Source organism: Bacillus sp. SLBN-46 (assembly GCF_031453555.1).
In the GTDB taxonomy this organism is placed as follows: domain Bacteria; phylum Bacillota; class Bacilli; order Bacillales; family Cytobacillaceae; genus Neobacillus.
On record NZ_JAVIZM010000001.1, the window covers coordinates 2125252 to 2140853 of the forward strand.

Below are 15602 nucleotides of genomic sequence, written 5' to 3' on the forward strand. Positions count from 1 at the left end.
TGGAGGGTTATGCGAATGAAACGATTTGTCTCTTTATTAGTGACATCTTTATTACTTACAAGTATGTGGGGTCCATCTGCTTTTGCTGCAGAAGAAAAGAAAAGTGCTGATATTGTCAGTAATGTTAAATCTGCTATATTAATTGAACGCGATACAGGTGCGGTCCTATATGAGAAAAATAGTAAGGATGAACTGCCACCTGCAAGTATGACTAAAGTTATGACTATGCTCTTAATTATGGAGGCAATTGATAAGGGCAAGCTGACATGGAATGAAAAAATTCGTGCAAGCGAATACGCCGCTTCAATGGGAGGTTCGCAGATTTTCCTAGAACCTGGCGAAGAAATGACCACTAAGGAAATGTTAAGAGGTATAGCAATCGGGTCAGGAAATGATGCATCGGTTGCTATGGCTGAGAGGATCGCAGGTTCTGAAGAAGCATTTGTCGACATGATGAATGATAAGGCGAAAGAACTAGGATTAAAGCATACTTTCTTTAAAAATACAACAGGGCTTCCTGTGAGTGGACATTACAGCACAGCTGCTGACATGGCAACCATGGCAAAGGAATTGCTCAAATATGAAGATATAACCAAGTTTACAGGAATGTATGAAGCATATTTACGTGAGAATACGGATAAGAAATTTTGGCTTGTTAATACAAATAAATTAGTTCGTTTTTACCCAGGTGTAGATGGCTTAAAGACAGGATTTACGGCTGAAGCAAAGTATTGTTTAACCGCAACCGCACAAAAGGATGGTATGCGTGTAATTGCTGTCGTTTTTGGTGCTCCTACATCAAAGGAAAGAAATGCACAGGTAACTAAAATGCTTGATTATGCCTTTAGTCAATATAAAACACACCCAATGTTTAAGCGTAATCAAATCATTGGTGAAGCAAAAATAAGTAAAGGGAAAGACAAGACGGTTGAAGCAGTTACAAGTGAACCCCTTTCCTTACTGACAAAAAAAGGCGAAAAGACTGAGAATGTCAAACAAAAAGTTGTGATGGCAAAAAATCTTAAGGCTCCAATTGCCAAAGGGGATCAAGTAGGTACAATCAAATTGATTAAAGATGGAAAGGTTATTCTTGAAAGTCCTATAGTGGCAAAAAAGGCTGTTCAGGAAGCCGGATGGTGGACACTTTATAAACGTTCCTTTGGAATGTTCACGAAAGCGGGTAAATAGAATCTGCTGTCGAAACAACCTATTATATAACTACTTTTAGCGAAATACGACTAGTTTTGTAATTGAAGAAGGATATTACCTTCAAAAAAGCGAATTGACTCACTATACCAGATTAAGGAGGACGGGGATAGTGAGTCTTAACATTAATATGGAAACAAAACATGACGTATTATGCATTCGCTTAAGTGGTGAACTGGATCACCATACAGCAGATGACTTACGCGAACAAGCGACAGTGGTTATTGAAAAGAATGAGATTCGTCATATTGTCTTAAATTTAGAACATCTCTCTTTTATGGATAGCTCTGGATTAGGGGTTATTCTAGGAAGATACAAACAAATTAAACAGGTGCACGGTGAAATGGTCGTTTGTGCAATTTCCCCTGCAATACAAAGATTATTCGATATGTCTGGTTTATTTAAAATTATCAAAATGGAACCGACTGAGGAATTTGCATTGCAAAGATTGGGGGTGGCCTGAGTGAAGAATGAGATGAATCTTCAATTCAGTGCTTTAAGTCAAAATGAATCGTTTGCCCGTGTAACTGTTGCCGCGTTTATTGCACAGCTAGATCCAACAATGGATGAATTAACTGAAATAAAAACAGTTGTTTCTGAAGTTGTGACAAATGCGATTATACATGGATATGAAAATGATCCGAATGGAATCGTAGTGATTCAAGTAATTATTGAAGATAGCTTAATTGATATGACCATAAAAGATAGTGGTTTAGGTATTGTTGATGTGGAAGAAGCTCGTCAGCCATTATTTACAACGAAGCCGGACTTAGAACGCTCCGGTATGGGTTTTACCATCATGGAGAATTTCATGGATGAGGTTGAGGTTCATTCACAGCCAGGTCGAGGAACCGAGGTTAGATTACGAAAGCATTTACAATCCCGCAAAATGCTTTGCAATTAAGGAGACTTGCCGATGGATGTGGAGGTCAAGAACGATAAAAGTCAAACATATTTAAAGGATCACGAAGTGAAAGAGCTCATTAAAAAGAGCCAGGATGGGGACCAAGAGGCAAGAGATTTAATAGTTGAAAAAAACATGCGTCTTGTCTGGTCAGTAGTTCAGAGGTTTCTTAATAGGGGATACGACCCTGATGACCTGTTTCAGATTGGATGTATCGGTCTATTAAAATCAGTTGATAAGTTTGACCTTTCCTACGATGTTAAGTTTTCCACATATGCTGTACCAATGATAATTGGTGAAATCCAACGATTTATTCGCGATGATGGAACAGTTAAGGTCAGCCGGTCACTGAAGGAAATGGGAAATAAAATCCGTAAAGCCAAGGATGAATTATCTAAAATACTTGGAAGGATTCCAACGGTTAACGAAATTTCAGCCCATTTGGAGCTTTCGCCGGAGGATGTCATCCTTGCTCAAGAGGCAAGCAGGACCCCTTCATCTATTCATGAAACAGTGTATGAAAATGATGGTGACCCAATTACATTACTTGACCAAATTGATGACGGTAATGAAGGAAAGTGGTTTGATAAAATAGCTTTAAAAGAAGCCATTCGCGAATTGGATGAACGTGAAAGACTGATTGTTTATTTAAGATATTATAAAGATCAAACACAGTCAGAAGTGGCACTGAGACTTGGAATATCGCAGGTTCAGGTATCAAGACTTGAGAAAAAGATATTACAACAAATGAAAGACCGTATGGATCTGTGATCCTACGGTCTTTTTATTTTTCCTACATGAAATGCTTGATTCTTAAACATACTACACATACGAGGAAATAAATGTGTGGGAAGTGAATGTTTTGGATAAAACAATCTACATCCGCATGCGGAATCGTGTACAAGCCCAACCTGATGGAGAAATATTATTAAAAGATGTAGCCCAAATAATCGCACCAGACACCCTACTTCCGGCTCTAAAATCTATGATGATCTATCAACTTACAGAAATGGACCGTAATATTGTTGTGATTGATGTAATGAAAGTTATCGATTTGATAACAAATAAGTTTGAGGCCCTGGAGGTCCAAACAATTGGGCCAGCTCAAACCATCATAGAAGTAATGGTAAAGAAAAAGGGATTAAACATTCCATTTTTTCTTTTAATCTGGTTTCTCTTATTTTTTGGTTCAGCAATGGCAATCATGAATTTTCATGATGATGTAAGTATGAGAAGTGTACAAGAAAAGCTATATACCATTATTACAGGAAAAAAGGAAGCAAAACCATTATTATTTCAAATACCTTATTCCATTGGCTTAGGTCTTGGAATGATTCTTTTTTTTAATCATGTATTTAAGAAACGAATCAATGAGGAGCCCAGTCCTCTTGAAGTAGAAATGTTTAATTATCAAATGGATTTAGATAACTACGTGATTATTCATGAAAATAAAGAAAGTATGAAGCATCTCCATGATAACGATTAAAATTCTTGCCGTATGTTTTTTAGGAATAGCAAGTGGATTAGCGGTAGGCTCAGGATTTGTTGCTTTCCTTACCGTATTAGGAGTGATTCCAAGGCTAACGCAGCTTACCAAAACAATGAAAATGATCCAACAATATGAATGGGCGGTAGTTATCGGTGCACTTACTGGAGTAATAGCCAGTCTCAGAGATCCAGTATTACATATTTGGCCTTATACACTAATCCTCTTAGGAGTAAACGGTGGAGTGTTTGTTGGCATGTTAGCTGCTGCACTCACAGAAGTGTTAAATGTCTTTCCAATTCTTGTAAAAAGAATTCGAATGGATGGGGAATTAGTCATTTTAATTATGGCGATCGTACTGGGGAAAATTTTTGGGTCACTCTTTCAATGGCTTTATTTTGTACATCATTAATGATAATAAACTGTCAAGCATGAAGCCTAGTAGGTTGTATAAATGATAAATGACTTGCTAGTTCCACGCTTTTCAATGAAAGGACATCAAAGAATGAGTAATCGGAGACGAGTCATTCTAGTAACGGATGGTGATGAATATGCAAAAAGAGCCATCGAGCACGTTGCTCGAGAGATTGGCGGTCGATGTATTTCCCAATCTCAAGGAAATCCGTCTAAATTGTCAGGGCCTCAAATTATTCGCTTAATAAAAGAAGCACCTCATGATCCAGTATTAGTCATGTTTGATGACAGTGGCATAGTAGGGGAGGGGGCGGGTGAAAAAGCATTAAAATATGTAGCTACCCATAAAGACATTGAAGTTCTAGGCATCATTGCGGTGGCCGCAAAATCGAGACACGAAGAATGGGCTAGGGTGGATGTAAGTATTGATCGTGATGGAGTGTTAACTCCCTATGGGGTAGATAAATTTGGTATACCCGAACTTGAAATCGGCAGAATAAATGGAGATACAGTTTACTGTCTTGATGAGTTAGATGTGCCTATTATCGTAGGAGTGGGTGATGTAGGGAAAATGGCAAAGCACGACTCCTATAAACATGGTTCCCCAATAACAAAGAAGGCAGTTGAACTTATATTAGAAAGGAGCGGCTTCCATGGCAAGAAGTAATGAGCAAAAATGGGCCTATCCCTGAATCGGTCCATGAGACTGAAAATTATATGAAACAACGGGTGGGGCTTGGAATAAGTTTTGATCTAGGAGTTAGAAAACTTAAAGTCCTTAAAACAGATGTCCAAATTTATTTTTGTAATGGATTATGTGATACTCGTTTCGTTATTGAGTTAATTGAAGAGCTGGTGCAACTCAATGACCATGAAAAACTCTCAACTGACATTTATAAACTCATATATAATCGTCTCCTAAACCAATCTGTTCAACCGATTAAAACACTAAATGAATTGGTAGACTTTGTATTATCAGGGTTAATTGTTGTAGTAATTGATGGGGTAGATACAGCCCTTGCAGTAGATGTTAGAAGTTATCCAGGAAGGTCTCCTCAAGAACCTGACACAGAAAAAGTAGTTCGTGGTTCTCGTGATGGATTTGTAGAAAATATTATATTAAATACGGCGTTAACAAGAAGAAGAATTCGTGATGAACGACTGCGCTTTGAAATGTTAAAGGTTGGAGAACGGTCGAAAACGGATGTGGCCTTAGGATACTTAGAGGATGTTGCCGATGCAGATCTACTAAATATTCTCAGAAAAGAAATCAATGCTATACAAGTAGATGGCATACCCTTGGCAGATAAAACGCTGGAAGAATTTATTGTAAAACAAGGGTGGAATCCCTTCCCAATGGTTAGATATACGGAGAGAGCGGATGTAGCTTCTGCTCATATTTTAGAAGGGCATATTGTCATTTATTGTGATACTTCCCCAAGTGTAATCATTACACCAGCAACCTATTTTCATCATGTGCAACATGCAGAAGAATTTCGGGAATCACCAGCAGCGGGGACCTTTGTACGGTGGACTCGTTTTTTAGGTGTATTAACATCGATTTTATTGCTTCCGTTATGGCTTTTATTTGTTTTAGAGCCTTCTTTACTACCTGAAAAAATATCGTTTATTGGACCTAACGAACAAACCAATATTCCCGTTGTCATTCAACTAATATTAGCCGATTTTGGGATTGAGTTTTTACGAATGGCAGCCATACATACACCAACACCATTATCCACGGCAATGGGCTTAATTGCAGCAGTGTTAATTGGTCAAATTGCAATTGATGTTGGTTTGTTTGTTCCTGAAGTCATTCTTTATGTTGCTGTCGCAGGCATTGGTTCATTTACCACACCAAGTTATGAGTTAGGTGTAGCTAATAAGATGCTCCGAATGGTATTGACCATTTTAGTTGCCATATTCCATACACCAGGTTTTATTATTGGTGCAAGTTTAATGTTTATTTTTCTTGTTAAGATGCGTGTCCTTAACACACCTTACCTATGGCCTTTTCTTCCGTTTGAGCCTAAAGGATTTTTGCAGATTCTCGTTCGAAGAGCTATACCTGGGTCACTACTTAGACCAAGCATTGTTCATCCGCGAAACCGTTTCCGACAGCCACCTAAAGCAAACGAGAAATAATTGCGGTTTTATTTCAGGTATGCTAAAGTAATTTTTAATTAAATAGAGTGATAAAGGATTATGAATAGGCAGTATCTTATGTAGATTCTGTCTATTTCTTTATATCTTTTAACATTGTCTACATAAACTATAGTGAGCTGTTATGGAGAGTGGGGAAGGAAATGTATTTTTATGGATCAACAGGAGTTAATAAAAGCGGAAATTTAGAAATAGGTGGAGTCGATGCCATTGAATTGGCTCAAGAATATGGTACTCCTTTATATGTATATGATGTTGCATTAATGCGAGAAAGAGCTCGAGGCTTTAAACGAACTTTTGAAGAACAAAATATGAAAGCTCAAGTGGCATATGCAAGTAAAGCATTTTCGACAGTTGCTATGATTCAGCTGGCAGAAGAGGAAGGTTTATCCCTTGATGTCGTTTCGGGTGGGGAGTTATATACCGCAATAGTTGCAGGATTCCCAGTCGAGAGAATTCATTTTCATGGGAATAATAAAAGCCGGGAAGAACTGGAGATGGCGTTGGATCATCAAATTGGCTGTATTGTTGTAGATAATTTCCATGAAATCGAACTTTTAAAATCCATTTGCCAGGAGAAAAAAACGAAAGTTAATATTTTATTAAGAATAACCCCTGGGATTGAAGCGCATACCCATGATTATATTTTGACCGGGCAGGAGGATTCAAAATTCGGATTTGATCTTCAAAATGGACAGGCGAAACAGGCGTTAGAAACAGCTCTTCATTTTGATTATTTTGATGTTCTCGGGCTACATTGCCACATTGGTTCGCAAATCTTTGAAACAACAGGATTTTTACTTGCTGCAAAGAAAATTGTTGAAAAGATGGCAGAGTGGGAAAATGAACTTTCATTTAAAGCGAAAGTGTTAAACCTAGGAGGCGGTTTTGGGATCCGTTATACAAAAGAGGATGAGCCAATCCCACCTGCACAATATGTCAGTGAAATCATTAAAGAAGTAAAAAAATTGACAGAGCATTACTCTATGGAAATGCCTGAAATCTGGATTGAACCAGGGCGTTCACTTGTAGGAGATGCAGGAATCACCCTTTATAAAGTAGGCTCTTCAAAAGAGGTCCCAGGTGTGAGGAAATATTTAGCTGTTGATGGCGGCATGAGCGATAATATTCGACCGGCTCTTTATAGCGCAAAATACGAGGCCGTTCTTGCTAATAGACCCTTAGCAAAAACAAAGGAAACCGTCTCTATTGCTGGGAAATGCTGTGAGTCGGGTGATATGTTAATTTGGGACTTACCTCTTCCCGAAGCAGGGGAAGAAGATATTCTAGCTGTATTTTGTACGGGTGCCTATGGTTATTCCATGTCAAATAATTATAACCGTATTCCAAGGCCAGCTGTTGTTTTTGTTGAAAACGGCAAAGCCACTCTTGTTGTTAAAAGAGAGACGTATGAAGATCTAGTGAGACATGATTTGCCATTAAAATAATGGAAAAGCTGCCATAGAAGTGGCAGCTTTATTAATTTATTTAGAGAAGATTGATTTAATAGCGTCGATTAACCAAATGAAGAATTGTTTAACCTTTTCTAAGAATCCTTGACCTTCATCGGATTCAAGAAATTTAGAAATCCTATCCTTTGCTTTATTCAGTTGGTCACTCACTTGGTTCCAGTCGATATCTAAATTCTTCAACTTATTAAACAAATCAATTAGACGTTGCATTTCCTCATCAGTAAGACTAACATTTAAATCCTTTGCAGCCTGATCAATGATTTTTCGTAATTCTTCATCATTTTGCGGCTTATTCTTGGCTATTTCTTCTTTTACTTTCGCGATTAATGCCGCAGCATTTTTCTCTCCGATCGAATCGCCAAGTTTGGCAGTTTCAACCATTTCCTGATTAGCTGCTTGCTTGACCTCTTCTGGTATAGCTTTATCCGCCGAAATTTCATATGCTTTTATGATTCCAGTTAAGGCAGCTGTTCCAGAAACAGAAATAGGAGCTGTGATATAGATGTTTGCATCCTTTACACCGGCAGTAATTAATGCATTCACATACATTTCATCTGTAACCCAATTGATATTATTGGTTTTAACTGTGATGCCAGACCCCTTAGGAGCAATGGTGATGGCAGAAGAAGAGATAGCCTTTGTTCCGATAAGAGACTTTGCTACATATTTCCCTAAATATTGGTGTTCTTCCTGATTGGACACAGTCACTATTTGTACATCCAGAGGGGCATCCATTTCTTTTAGAAGTTTATCCTTTTGATCTTTGGTAAGATTTTCACCTAAAGTGACAATCATATCCCCTTCAGCTAGATCTGCAAAGCTTCTGATCGGTTGAAAGAAAAGTAAAGTTACTAATAAAAGGGTGAAAAATTTTTTCATTTTGTGCCTCCTTGAAATTTAAAGCAGTTTAATAAATATATGCTCTTTTATAATATAACCGAAACCCTTAATATAAACGAATAAATGTATTAAGAAGTTTCATAGTTTTAAAACTTTAGTGATAATATGTAATATTTGTAAGAGGAAATAGATTATTTCTGTCATTTGGTGTAGAATGAGTGTCATGAATGAACTGTTTCGGAGGAAGCCTTTATGAAAAGAAATTGGGTGTTATTTAGTATACTAATTGGAGTTTCTGCCATTTGGGGAATAATCTACTGGCTATTTATTGGACCAAAGCAATAGGATTTAGTAATTTTTATCATTGATGATTGCCCATTAATTATGTATGATGGTCATTAGTGAAACACTATAAATTTAATTACATATAATAAAATTAGGTTTATTAATGAGTTGTTTGGTAAAAATATACTATTGCTAAACCAAATTACCAATGGTTTATTTAATATAATGAGGGATCAAAATGTTAATTCGGTATAAGAAAACATTCGAAAAAATTGCCATGGGACTATTGTCTTTTATGCCAAATGAAAAGGACTTAAAAAAGCTACAGTTAACCATGAAGGAATATGAGACGGAAGAAAACTGGCAGCTGTTCTTATGGAAAGAAGAAGATATTATTGGACTGCTAGGAGTTCTTTATCATGATGAAGAAAATACTCTCGAGATCCAGCATATTTCTGTTAACCCTTCCCATCGCTACCAAGGTGTGGGTAAAAGAATGGTAAAAGCATTAAGAGAGATGTATTCAGATAAAGTAATTATTCCAAATGAAAACACTGCACCATTTATCGAAAAATGTGATGTTTGCTGAAAAAACATGGGGCTGACCCTTATAAGTCAGCCTCTTTTCTCATTTTTAAAGATTGATTTCTTTCTTGAATCACATTTGTTCGATCACGTAATTTATGGCGTTGAACGAGGTTAATATTGGTCAAATCACTATCTTTACCCCATTGAAATTTTAATTGATCACAAGTAGCAAAACATAGGTCCAATAAATGAGGATCACTAATTGGTATATTAAAACTTTTATATAATTGTTCTGACGTAATGAGGCTTAAACGTTCTTGTACAATTTGAAGCAGTTGCACATAGTCCAATCCAAGTTTCTTTACACTATCTTCTTGTTTTTTTAGAATGGTTAAGGCCTTTTGTAATGTTCTTATTGCCCCTTTAAAGTTTTTTCTCCGGTGATGATAAGTGGAAACCGCCAATAAAATCAGACCTACCCAAATGGAATCTTTGTTTTTAGAGTCTGTCTTTTTCCAATATTCTTCTAGGACTTCGTGACACTCGAAATAATCACGATCCCCATGAAAATGGATTAAAAATTGAATATACGCTCTAGGATACAAGATATCCCCCCTTAACAACATACTATAGTAAGTTTATCACATTCAAAGATAGACCTTCTTAAAAATGAATCTGAAGCTAGAAAAAAGAAAAGGCCCGTCAAAAATGACGGGCCAGTACCTCGGCTTATTTTTTAATAAACCCAGGAAGCACCAACAATAATTAACAAAATGAATAGAACGACGATTAATGCAAAACCAGTACCAAAGCCGCCATCAGACATAATCAAATACCTCCTAAAATGTTTTTGTTCTTTTCCTTGTCATCATATGTAGGATATTTGTCCATTGTTTATGGGCAAACATCTATTTTGGATAGAAACAACGTAAGGTTGATTTTTCTATTGGATAACACAAATGAATACTCTATACTATTATTAGTCGTAATGACGGGTAACGAATTTATCTTTATAGAATTTTGGTGAAATTTAAATGCCATACCAGGTGAAAATTGATGCGTTTGAAGGGCCGTTGGATTTACTTCTCCATTTAATTAACCGGCTCGAGATTGATATATACGATATTCCGGTTGCTCAAATCACTGAGCAATACCTTATGTATATTAAAACAATGACTGAACTTAAATTGGATGTAGCTAGTGAGTTTTTAGTTATGGCTGCAACCTTACTTGCCATTAAGAGTAAGATGCTTTTGCCTAAACATGAAGAGGCCTACGTAGACGCGGATCCAGACATGTCTTTCGAAGAGGATCCAAGAGACGAGTTGGTTGAAAGATTGATTGAATATCGGAAGTATAAAGAGGCAGCACAGGACCTTAAATCGATGGAAGAAGAACGAGGGCTTATGTTTACAAAGCCACCTAGTGACCTTTCTGACTTTGCAAAGGAAAAACACCCTGAAAGAACAGAATTAAATGTTTCTTTGTATGATATGTTAGCTGCATTTCAAAAATTATTACGTAGAAAAAAACTACAGCGTCCGATGGCAACTAAAATTGCCAGACAAGAAATTTCTATTGAGACAAGAATGATAGAAATTATGGATGAATTAAAACAGCTAAAAGGAAGGAAAAACTTTAATGATTTGTTTCCCTATCCGGCTAAGGAACATATTGTAGTGACCTTTTTAGCAGTTTTAGAGCTGATTAAAAGAAAAGAGATCGACGTGGAACAGCAAGAAAATTTTGGTGAAATCTTTGTTGAAGCTGTTAAGGAAGGGGCATATTGAAGTGGAAATTATTAATTGGACAAGCATTGTTGAGAGCCTTTTGTTTGCAGCTGGAGATGAGGGGCTTTCGTTAAAACAATTAGCTGAAGTACTAGATGTGGATGAACTGAAAGCAAGTGAGATCCTTGAGGACTTAAAGAAAGAATACGAACAAAACAATAATAGGGGAGTCATGATTGTCCAGTTGGCAGGGACCTATCAACTAGCTACAAAAAAGGAAAACGCAAATTATTTAAAAAAATTGGTGGATTCTCCACATACCTCCACCTTATCACAGGCTGCGTTAGAAACATTGGCTATTGTTGCCTATAAACAACCAATTACTAGGGCAGAAATAGAAGAAATTCGAGGGGTGAAAACAGAAAGGCCCCTGCATACATTAATGTCAAAGGTTTTAATTAAAGAGGTTGGCCGTGCAGAGGGAGCAGGAAGAGCTTATTTATATGGCACGACGAAGGAATTTCTTGATTATTTTGGGCTTAAAAGTCTTAAGGAACTTCCACAACTTCCGGAAAAAGTAGAGGATGAATACATCCAAGAGGAAGCCGATTTATTTTTCGAGAAATTTCAAGAAACGATTAACTCTTAAAATGGCTATCAAAATGGACCAATTTATGCTAAAATAAATATACGTTTTCAAAATGATTTATCAGTAATACTTGGTATTAACTGAGCATTTCAATAAGGGGCGGGATCATCTTGCAGATTAAAGAGTGTAAAGGTATTGAATTAGAAAAAGAAAAATCAAATACTTCTGAGGATTTTTTTAACAGAAGTGAAGTAACCTTTATCGACAACGGGGAAGAAAAAACACTTCATGTTTTATACGTTAGGTATTTTGATGAGTTTCTCCAGGAATTGACACCATTTAAACAGGACCCCATTTTGGTTCTAAATGAAAATGAGATATTTTTTAGGGATATCGTAGCACTGTGTTGCCTCATTAAGAATCCAGGTCTGCGAAGCAGGAAACGTCTATATATTAATTCAAAGAATGAATTTACTTCTTATTTTCAGGATATTAATTTTGAAAAATTACCTGAAGTTTTTCGTGCTCTTAAAGAAAAGAAGGGTTTCGAACTCCATTCACCACTTGAATTCATTTTGCAACCGCAATAAAGATGGCTCGATGTTAAATTAGGGAGGTAACTATGGGAAACTCGTTGGTAAAATCACAACTAAATGATGTGAAAGAATTTTTAAGTAAGTCAATTGTAACTTTAGAAAACTTTCTTAATGAAACAACCCTCTCACAAATGAATGGAGAGAATGAAGAAGACCGTCAGTATAATAAATTAATTTTTTCAAGTTTAAGAAAGTTAATTGTCTATAGCGAGGAAAGTTTTGAAGCCTGCTCGATTATTTTACAAAGCGAACCGTTTCAAAAAGCGGCTGCGGAAAAAACACTCTACAAAATCTACCACCAATGCATTGAAGAGTTTTTCTCACCGAAAAATGATGCATGGTACGAAGATAGTCGCTCTGCCTATACGGGCAGAAATTCGATTAAATTTTACCGTAGTGTATCTGAAAGCATCGTACAGCTAGTCAAAAGTTTAGAGGGTGACTTCCAGCGGGTAAGGGAAGAACTTGAGTACTACGAAACAGACTACAGAACAAAAATGATTCAATCAAAGTAATAGGTAAATCAGGCTGGCCTCTCTAAGAGGACAGCCTTTTCCTATCATTTTTTTATCAACCACCTCATACCATTTAGGTAACTACATGACACCGCACGCAATTGTGGTAGTTAGAAATGAGGGATATAGTGGATCGGTTTAGCAGATATGTAAGCGAATTGTTTAAATGGAACGAGCAAATGAAACATTTTCTCCAGTCAGAAAAGGTGGGGCAGGATTCTGAATTGTGGAATCAGCTGGATGCTTTTACTGAACTGATTGAAAGTACAAATCGCGAGTTGTCAAACGAAGAACTTCTTTCACTCCAAACGAAAGCAGAGAATATCCATATACAATTGGAGGATTACTTCAAAAGAAAACAGGAAATGGGAAATATTTGGATAATCGAAAAAAAACTATCACCAGGTGGTCATACTCTACCTGAGCTACCCTACCCCTATAATGCATTAGAACCCTATATTTCTGAGGAGATTATGAAACTGCACCATGATAAGCACCATCGCTCATATGTAGATGGATTAAATCGAGCAGAACTCAATCTGAAAAAAGCCAGAGAGACTAACGATTATTCTTTGATTAAGCATTGGTCAAGAGAGCTAGCGTTTCATGGATCTGGACATTATCTGCACACGATTTTTTGGAAAAATATGAGTCCGAATGGCGGTGGCAGCCCTCAAGGTATACTAAAGGAGGAGATTGATAGTTATTTTGGTAGCTTCTCCGCATTTAAAAAACAGTTCACCGAGGCTGCAAAGCAAGTTGAGGGAGTGGGCTGGGCCGTTTTGGTTTGGGCGCCGCGAGCGAGACATTTGGAAATACTACAATCAGAGCGACATATGCTGTTAACACAGTGGGATACCATTCCTTTATTAGTGTTGGATGTATGGGAGCATGCCTATTACCTCCAATATAAAAACAACAGGGCTGAATACGTGGATAATTGGTGGAATATAGTGAATTGGCATGATGTGGAGATGAGGTTTGAAAAGGCAGCAGATATTAAATGGCCTGCGTTTTAATAGGGATTAAAAAGCATCCGGCATGGTCGGGTGCTTTTGCTTTGCTTAAAATTTATCATATTCATCCTTGTCCTGCATAAACTTGTACAAAGCTAAATAAGTAGAAGTATAGAAGGAGACGAGGTTGATCTAATGAGAATGATTTTAAAACTAATTATCTTTTCCCTCTTGGTCTCACTGTTCGTTACAAACATTCCTCAGAAGGTGGAAGCATCCGTTTCCGTAAGTGCCGCAAGTGCTGTGCTGATTGAACAGAAAACTGGTCGAGTCCTTTTTGAAAAAGATGCACACACCAAAAGAAGAATTGCAAGTATAACTAAAATTATGACGGCAATTCTTGCGATTGAATCGGGAAAAATGAATCAATACGTAACCGTTAGTGAAAAAGCGACTCGTGCGGAGGGATCGTCCGTTTATTTAAAACCTGGAGAGAAAATTAAACTAAATGATTTAGTTTATGGATTGATGCTGCGATCAGGAAATGATACGGCTGTGGCTATTGCTGAATATGTAGGGGGCAGTGTAGATGGTTTTGCTTATTTAATGAATCAAAAGGCAAGGGAGATTGGGATGTATAATTCTCATTTCTCCAATCCACATGGTCTTGATGATCACGAAGATCATTATTCAACTGCCTATGATATGGCTATTCTGATGCGTTATGCTATGCAAAATAAAACCTTTGAAAAAATCTCAGGTACAAAAGTACATCGTGCCCCGAATCCAACGGAGAAATGGGATCGAGTTTGGAAAAACAAGAATCGTTTGCTCTCAAAATATAAGTTTTGCACCGGTGGGAAAACCGGATATACAAAAAAAGCGAAAAGGACGCTGGTAACTACTGCGACTAAAGGGGACATGAAACTTATTGCTGTAACCTTAAATGGGCCTGATGATTGGAATGATCATATTTCCATGTATGAAGGTGGATTTAAAGGGTTTGATATGGCAGAAGTGATACCTAAGGGAAAAGTAGAGATTGAAAATAATAAAGATTACAAGGACAAATTGTATGTGAAAAAGTCAATTGTCTACCCGGCAACAAGCGAGGAAATGAACTTATTTTCAGTTAAATATAAGTTAAATAAGTCTAAAAGTACCAAAAGTACAAAGAGTAAGGAACTGGTTGTTGGGAAGGCTGCCGTTTACTTAGATGGAAAAGTGGTACAAGAAACTCCGATCTATTATCAAAACACCGTCAAGAAAAAGAAAGGTTTGTTTGATTTTATAAAAGAAATATTTCTCATTGCTATTGGTGTGAATGCTCATGGTTAATTATGTTTGGGTGTTTATGACCGTTATCGGGGTTGTCTTTGCATTATTCAATGGAACAATGGAGGCGGTCAACAAAGCTGTATTTGATGGTGCTAAAGAAGCGGTAACATTATGTATAGGACTGATCAGTGTCCTTGTTTTCTGGCTCGGAATGATGCGTATTGCTGAGGAGTCGGGTCTTCTAGAACGTCTCTCAAGGCTATTTCGTCCGCTTGTGAAAATTTTGTTTCCTGAGGTTCCTCCAAATCACCCAGCAATGGGATATATTTTGTCTAATATGATTTCTAATATGTTTGGATTAGGAAATGCTGCAACTCCACTGGGCATTAAAGCAATGGAGGAATTAAAAAAATTAAATGGCGGAAAAAGTTCAGCAAGTCGGTCGATGGTTACTTTTTTAGCGATAAATACAGCCAGTATTACCATCATTCCAACAACTGTAATTGCGATTCGAATAAACTATCATTCTGTATCCCCTACAGAAATTGTAGTCCCAACTATCATTGCAACTATTATATCGGCAATCGGTGCAATCCTCATTGATCGGTACTTTTATTACCGTAGAAGCCGAAAAGGATGA

The 15602-nt window shown here is 37.1% G+C and carries 20 protein-coding genes; 17 read left to right on the plus strand and 3 right to left on the minus strand.

Annotation, left to right across the window (positions count from 1 at the left end; translation table 11 throughout):
• The first annotated feature begins 15 nt into the window (after positions 1 to 15).
• The 9 genes from QFZ87_RS10860 to lysA all read left to right on the plus strand — a co-directional run bounded on the left by QFZ87_RS10860 (position 16) and on the right by lysA (position 7621).
• Positions 16 to 1188 carry a D-alanyl-D-alanine carboxypeptidase family protein gene (locus QFZ87_RS10860; protein ID WP_309860946.1) on the plus strand — a complete coding sequence of 391 codons (1173 nt, stop codon included), beginning with the start codon at positions 16 to 18 and terminating at the stop codon, positions 1186 to 1188.
• Positions 1189 to 1318: 130 nt separating this feature from the next.
• Positions 1319 to 1669: an anti-sigma F factor antagonist gene (gene spoIIAA, locus QFZ87_RS10865; RefSeq protein ID WP_308083311.1), complete on the plus strand. Its 351-nt coding sequence runs from the start codon at positions 1319 to 1321 to the stop codon at positions 1667 to 1669.
• The gene (spoIIAB, locus tag QFZ87_RS10870; RefSeq protein ID WP_309860951.1) at positions 1670 to 2110 is read left to right on the plus strand and encodes an anti-sigma F factor; all 441 of its coding nucleotides are present in this window, start codon (positions 1670 to 1672) and stop codon (positions 2108 to 2110) included. It begins immediately after the preceding gene.
• A gap of 12 nt (positions 2111 to 2122) precedes the next feature.
• A complete protein-coding gene (sigF, locus tag QFZ87_RS10875) occupies positions 2123 to 2881 on the plus strand; it encodes an RNA polymerase sporulation sigma factor SigF (RefSeq protein ID WP_309860955.1) in 759 nt (252 codons plus the stop codon).
• A gap of 91 nt (positions 2882 to 2972) precedes the next feature.
• A complete protein-coding gene (locus QFZ87_RS10880) occupies positions 2973 to 3596 on the plus strand; it encodes a stage V sporulation protein AA (protein ID WP_309860959.1) in 624 nt (207 codons plus the stop codon).
• The gene (locus tag QFZ87_RS10885) at positions 3586 to 4008 is read left to right on the plus strand and encodes a stage V sporulation protein AB (protein WP_309867786.1); all 423 of its coding nucleotides are present in this window, start codon (positions 3586 to 3588) and stop codon (positions 4006 to 4008) included. The genes QFZ87_RS10880 and QFZ87_RS10885 overlap by 11 nt, the downstream gene beginning before the upstream one ends.
• Before the next feature lie 93 nt (positions 4009 to 4101).
• Entirely contained in the window at positions 4102 to 4677 is a 576-nt protein-coding gene (gene spoVAEA / locus QFZ87_RS10890) for a stage V sporulation protein SpoVABEA (protein ID WP_309860962.1), read from the plus strand.
• A complete protein-coding gene (locus QFZ87_RS10895) occupies positions 4677 to 6155 on the plus strand; it encodes a spore germination protein (protein WP_309860965.1) in 1479 nt (492 codons plus the stop codon). Before spoVAEA ends, QFZ87_RS10895 begins: the two co-directional genes overlap by 1 nt.
• Before the next feature lie 161 nt (positions 6156 to 6316).
• Positions 6317 to 7621 (plus strand): diaminopimelate decarboxylase, encoded by a 1305-nt coding sequence (lysA, locus tag QFZ87_RS10900; protein WP_309860968.1) that lies wholly within the window; start codon positions 6317 to 6319, stop codon positions 7619 to 7621.
• Between the two features lie 36 nt (positions 7622 to 7657).
• Here lysA and QFZ87_RS10905 read toward each other — a convergent pair whose 3' ends face one another.
• Complete coding sequence (locus QFZ87_RS10905; protein ID WP_309860970.1) at positions 7658 to 8524, minus strand: DUF1002 domain-containing protein; 867 nt, start codon at positions 8522 to 8524, stop codon at positions 7658 to 7660.
• Positions 8525 to 9008: 484 nt separating this feature from the next.
• On the opposite strand from QFZ87_RS10905, the gene QFZ87_RS10910 reads away from it, so the two are divergent.
• Positions 9009 to 9359, plus strand: a complete 351-nt coding sequence (locus QFZ87_RS10910; protein ID WP_308083320.1) for a GNAT family N-acetyltransferase — start codon at positions 9009 to 9011, stop codon at positions 9357 to 9359.
• Between the two features lie 19 nt (positions 9360 to 9378).
• Here the strand turns inward: QFZ87_RS10910 and QFZ87_RS10915 are convergent, their stop codons facing one another.
• Entirely contained in the window at positions 9379 to 9903 is a 525-nt protein-coding gene (locus QFZ87_RS10915) for a DUF309 domain-containing protein (RefSeq protein ID WP_309860974.1), read from the minus strand.
• Positions 9904 to 10034: 131 nt separating this feature from the next.
• Positions 10035 to 10124 carry a YjcZ family sporulation protein gene (locus tag QFZ87_RS10920; RefSeq protein ID WP_308083323.1) on the minus strand — a complete coding sequence of 30 codons (90 nt, stop codon included), beginning with the start codon at positions 10122 to 10124 and terminating at the stop codon, positions 10035 to 10037.
• Between the two features lie 208 nt (positions 10125 to 10332).
• Between QFZ87_RS10920 and QFZ87_RS10925 the strand changes: the two genes are divergently transcribed.
• The 7 genes from QFZ87_RS10925 to QFZ87_RS10955 all read left to right on the plus strand — a co-directional run bounded on the left by QFZ87_RS10925 (position 10333) and on the right by QFZ87_RS10955 (position 15602).
• Entirely contained in the window at positions 10333 to 11088 is a 756-nt protein-coding gene (locus tag QFZ87_RS10925) for a segregation/condensation protein A (RefSeq protein ID WP_309860977.1), read from the plus strand.
• A 1-nt stretch (position 11089) separates the two neighbouring features.
• The gene (gene scpB, locus QFZ87_RS10930; RefSeq protein ID WP_309860980.1) at positions 11090 to 11677 is read left to right on the plus strand and encodes an SMC-Scp complex subunit ScpB; all 588 of its coding nucleotides are present in this window, start codon (positions 11090 to 11092) and stop codon (positions 11675 to 11677) included.
• A gap of 110 nt (positions 11678 to 11787) precedes the next feature.
• The gene (locus tag QFZ87_RS10935; RefSeq protein ID WP_309860982.1) at positions 11788 to 12207 is read left to right on the plus strand and encodes a hypothetical protein; all 420 of its coding nucleotides are present in this window, start codon (positions 11788 to 11790) and stop codon (positions 12205 to 12207) included.
• A 32-nt stretch (positions 12208 to 12239) separates the two neighbouring features.
• The gene (locus tag QFZ87_RS10940) at positions 12240 to 12728 is read left to right on the plus strand and encodes a YpuI family protein (protein ID WP_309860985.1); all 489 of its coding nucleotides are present in this window, start codon (positions 12240 to 12242) and stop codon (positions 12726 to 12728) included.
• A gap of 128 nt (positions 12729 to 12856) precedes the next feature.
• On the plus strand, positions 12857 to 13747 hold the full coding sequence (locus QFZ87_RS10945; RefSeq protein ID WP_309860989.1) for a superoxide dismutase: 891 nt from the start codon (positions 12857 to 12859) through the stop codon (positions 13745 to 13747).
• Positions 13748 to 13879: 132 nt separating this feature from the next.
• On the plus strand, positions 13880 to 15022 hold the full coding sequence (locus tag QFZ87_RS10950; protein WP_309860993.1) for a D-alanyl-D-alanine carboxypeptidase family protein: 1143 nt from the start codon (positions 13880 to 13882) through the stop codon (positions 15020 to 15022).
• Positions 15015 to 15602 (plus strand): nucleoside recognition domain-containing protein, encoded by a 588-nt coding sequence (locus QFZ87_RS10955; protein WP_309860997.1) that lies wholly within the window; start codon positions 15015 to 15017, stop codon positions 15600 to 15602. Before QFZ87_RS10950 ends, QFZ87_RS10955 begins: the two co-directional genes overlap by 8 nt.

Excerpts from the sequence above, each read along its gene's own strand:
- QFZ87_RS10860 (WP_309860946.1), top strand. The coding sequence starts at position 16 with ATGAAACGATTTGTCTCTTTATTAGTGACATCTTTATTACTTACAAGT.
- sigF (WP_309860955.1), top strand. The coding sequence starts at position 2,123 with ATGGATGTGGAGGTCAAGAACGATAAAAGTCAAACATATTTAAAGGAT.
- spoVAEA (WP_309860962.1), top strand. The coding sequence starts at position 4,102 with ATGAGTAATCGGAGACGAGTCATTCTAGTAACGGATGGTGATGAATAT.
- QFZ87_RS10895 (WP_309860965.1), top strand. The coding sequence starts at position 4,677 with ATGAGCAAAAATGGGCCTATCCCTGAATCGGTCCATGAGACTGAAAAT.
- lysA (WP_309860968.1), top strand. The coding sequence starts at position 6,317 with ATGTATTTTTATGGATCAACAGGAGTTAATAAAAGCGGAAATTTAGAA.
- QFZ87_RS10905 (WP_309860970.1), bottom strand. The coding sequence starts at position 8,524 with ATGAAAAAATTTTTCACCCTTTTATTAGTAACTTTACTTTTCTTTCAA.
- QFZ87_RS10910 (WP_308083320.1), top strand. The coding sequence starts at position 9,009 with ATGTTAATTCGGTATAAGAAAACATTCGAAAAAATTGCCATGGGACTA.
- QFZ87_RS10920 (WP_308083323.1), bottom strand. The coding sequence starts at position 10,124 with ATGTCTGATGGCGGCTTTGGTACTGGTTTTGCATTAATCGTCGTTCTA.
- QFZ87_RS10925 (WP_309860977.1), top strand. The coding sequence starts at position 10,333 with ATGCCATACCAGGTGAAAATTGATGCGTTTGAAGGGCCGTTGGATTTA.
- QFZ87_RS10940 (WP_309860985.1), top strand. The coding sequence starts at position 12,240 with ATGGGAAACTCGTTGGTAAAATCACAACTAAATGATGTGAAAGAATTT.
- QFZ87_RS10950 (WP_309860993.1), top strand. The coding sequence starts at position 13,880 with ATGAGAATGATTTTAAAACTAATTATCTTTTCCCTCTTGGTCTCACTG.
- QFZ87_RS10955 (WP_309860997.1), top strand. The coding sequence starts at position 15,015 with ATGGTTAATTATGTTTGGGTGTTTATGACCGTTATCGGGGTTGTCTTT.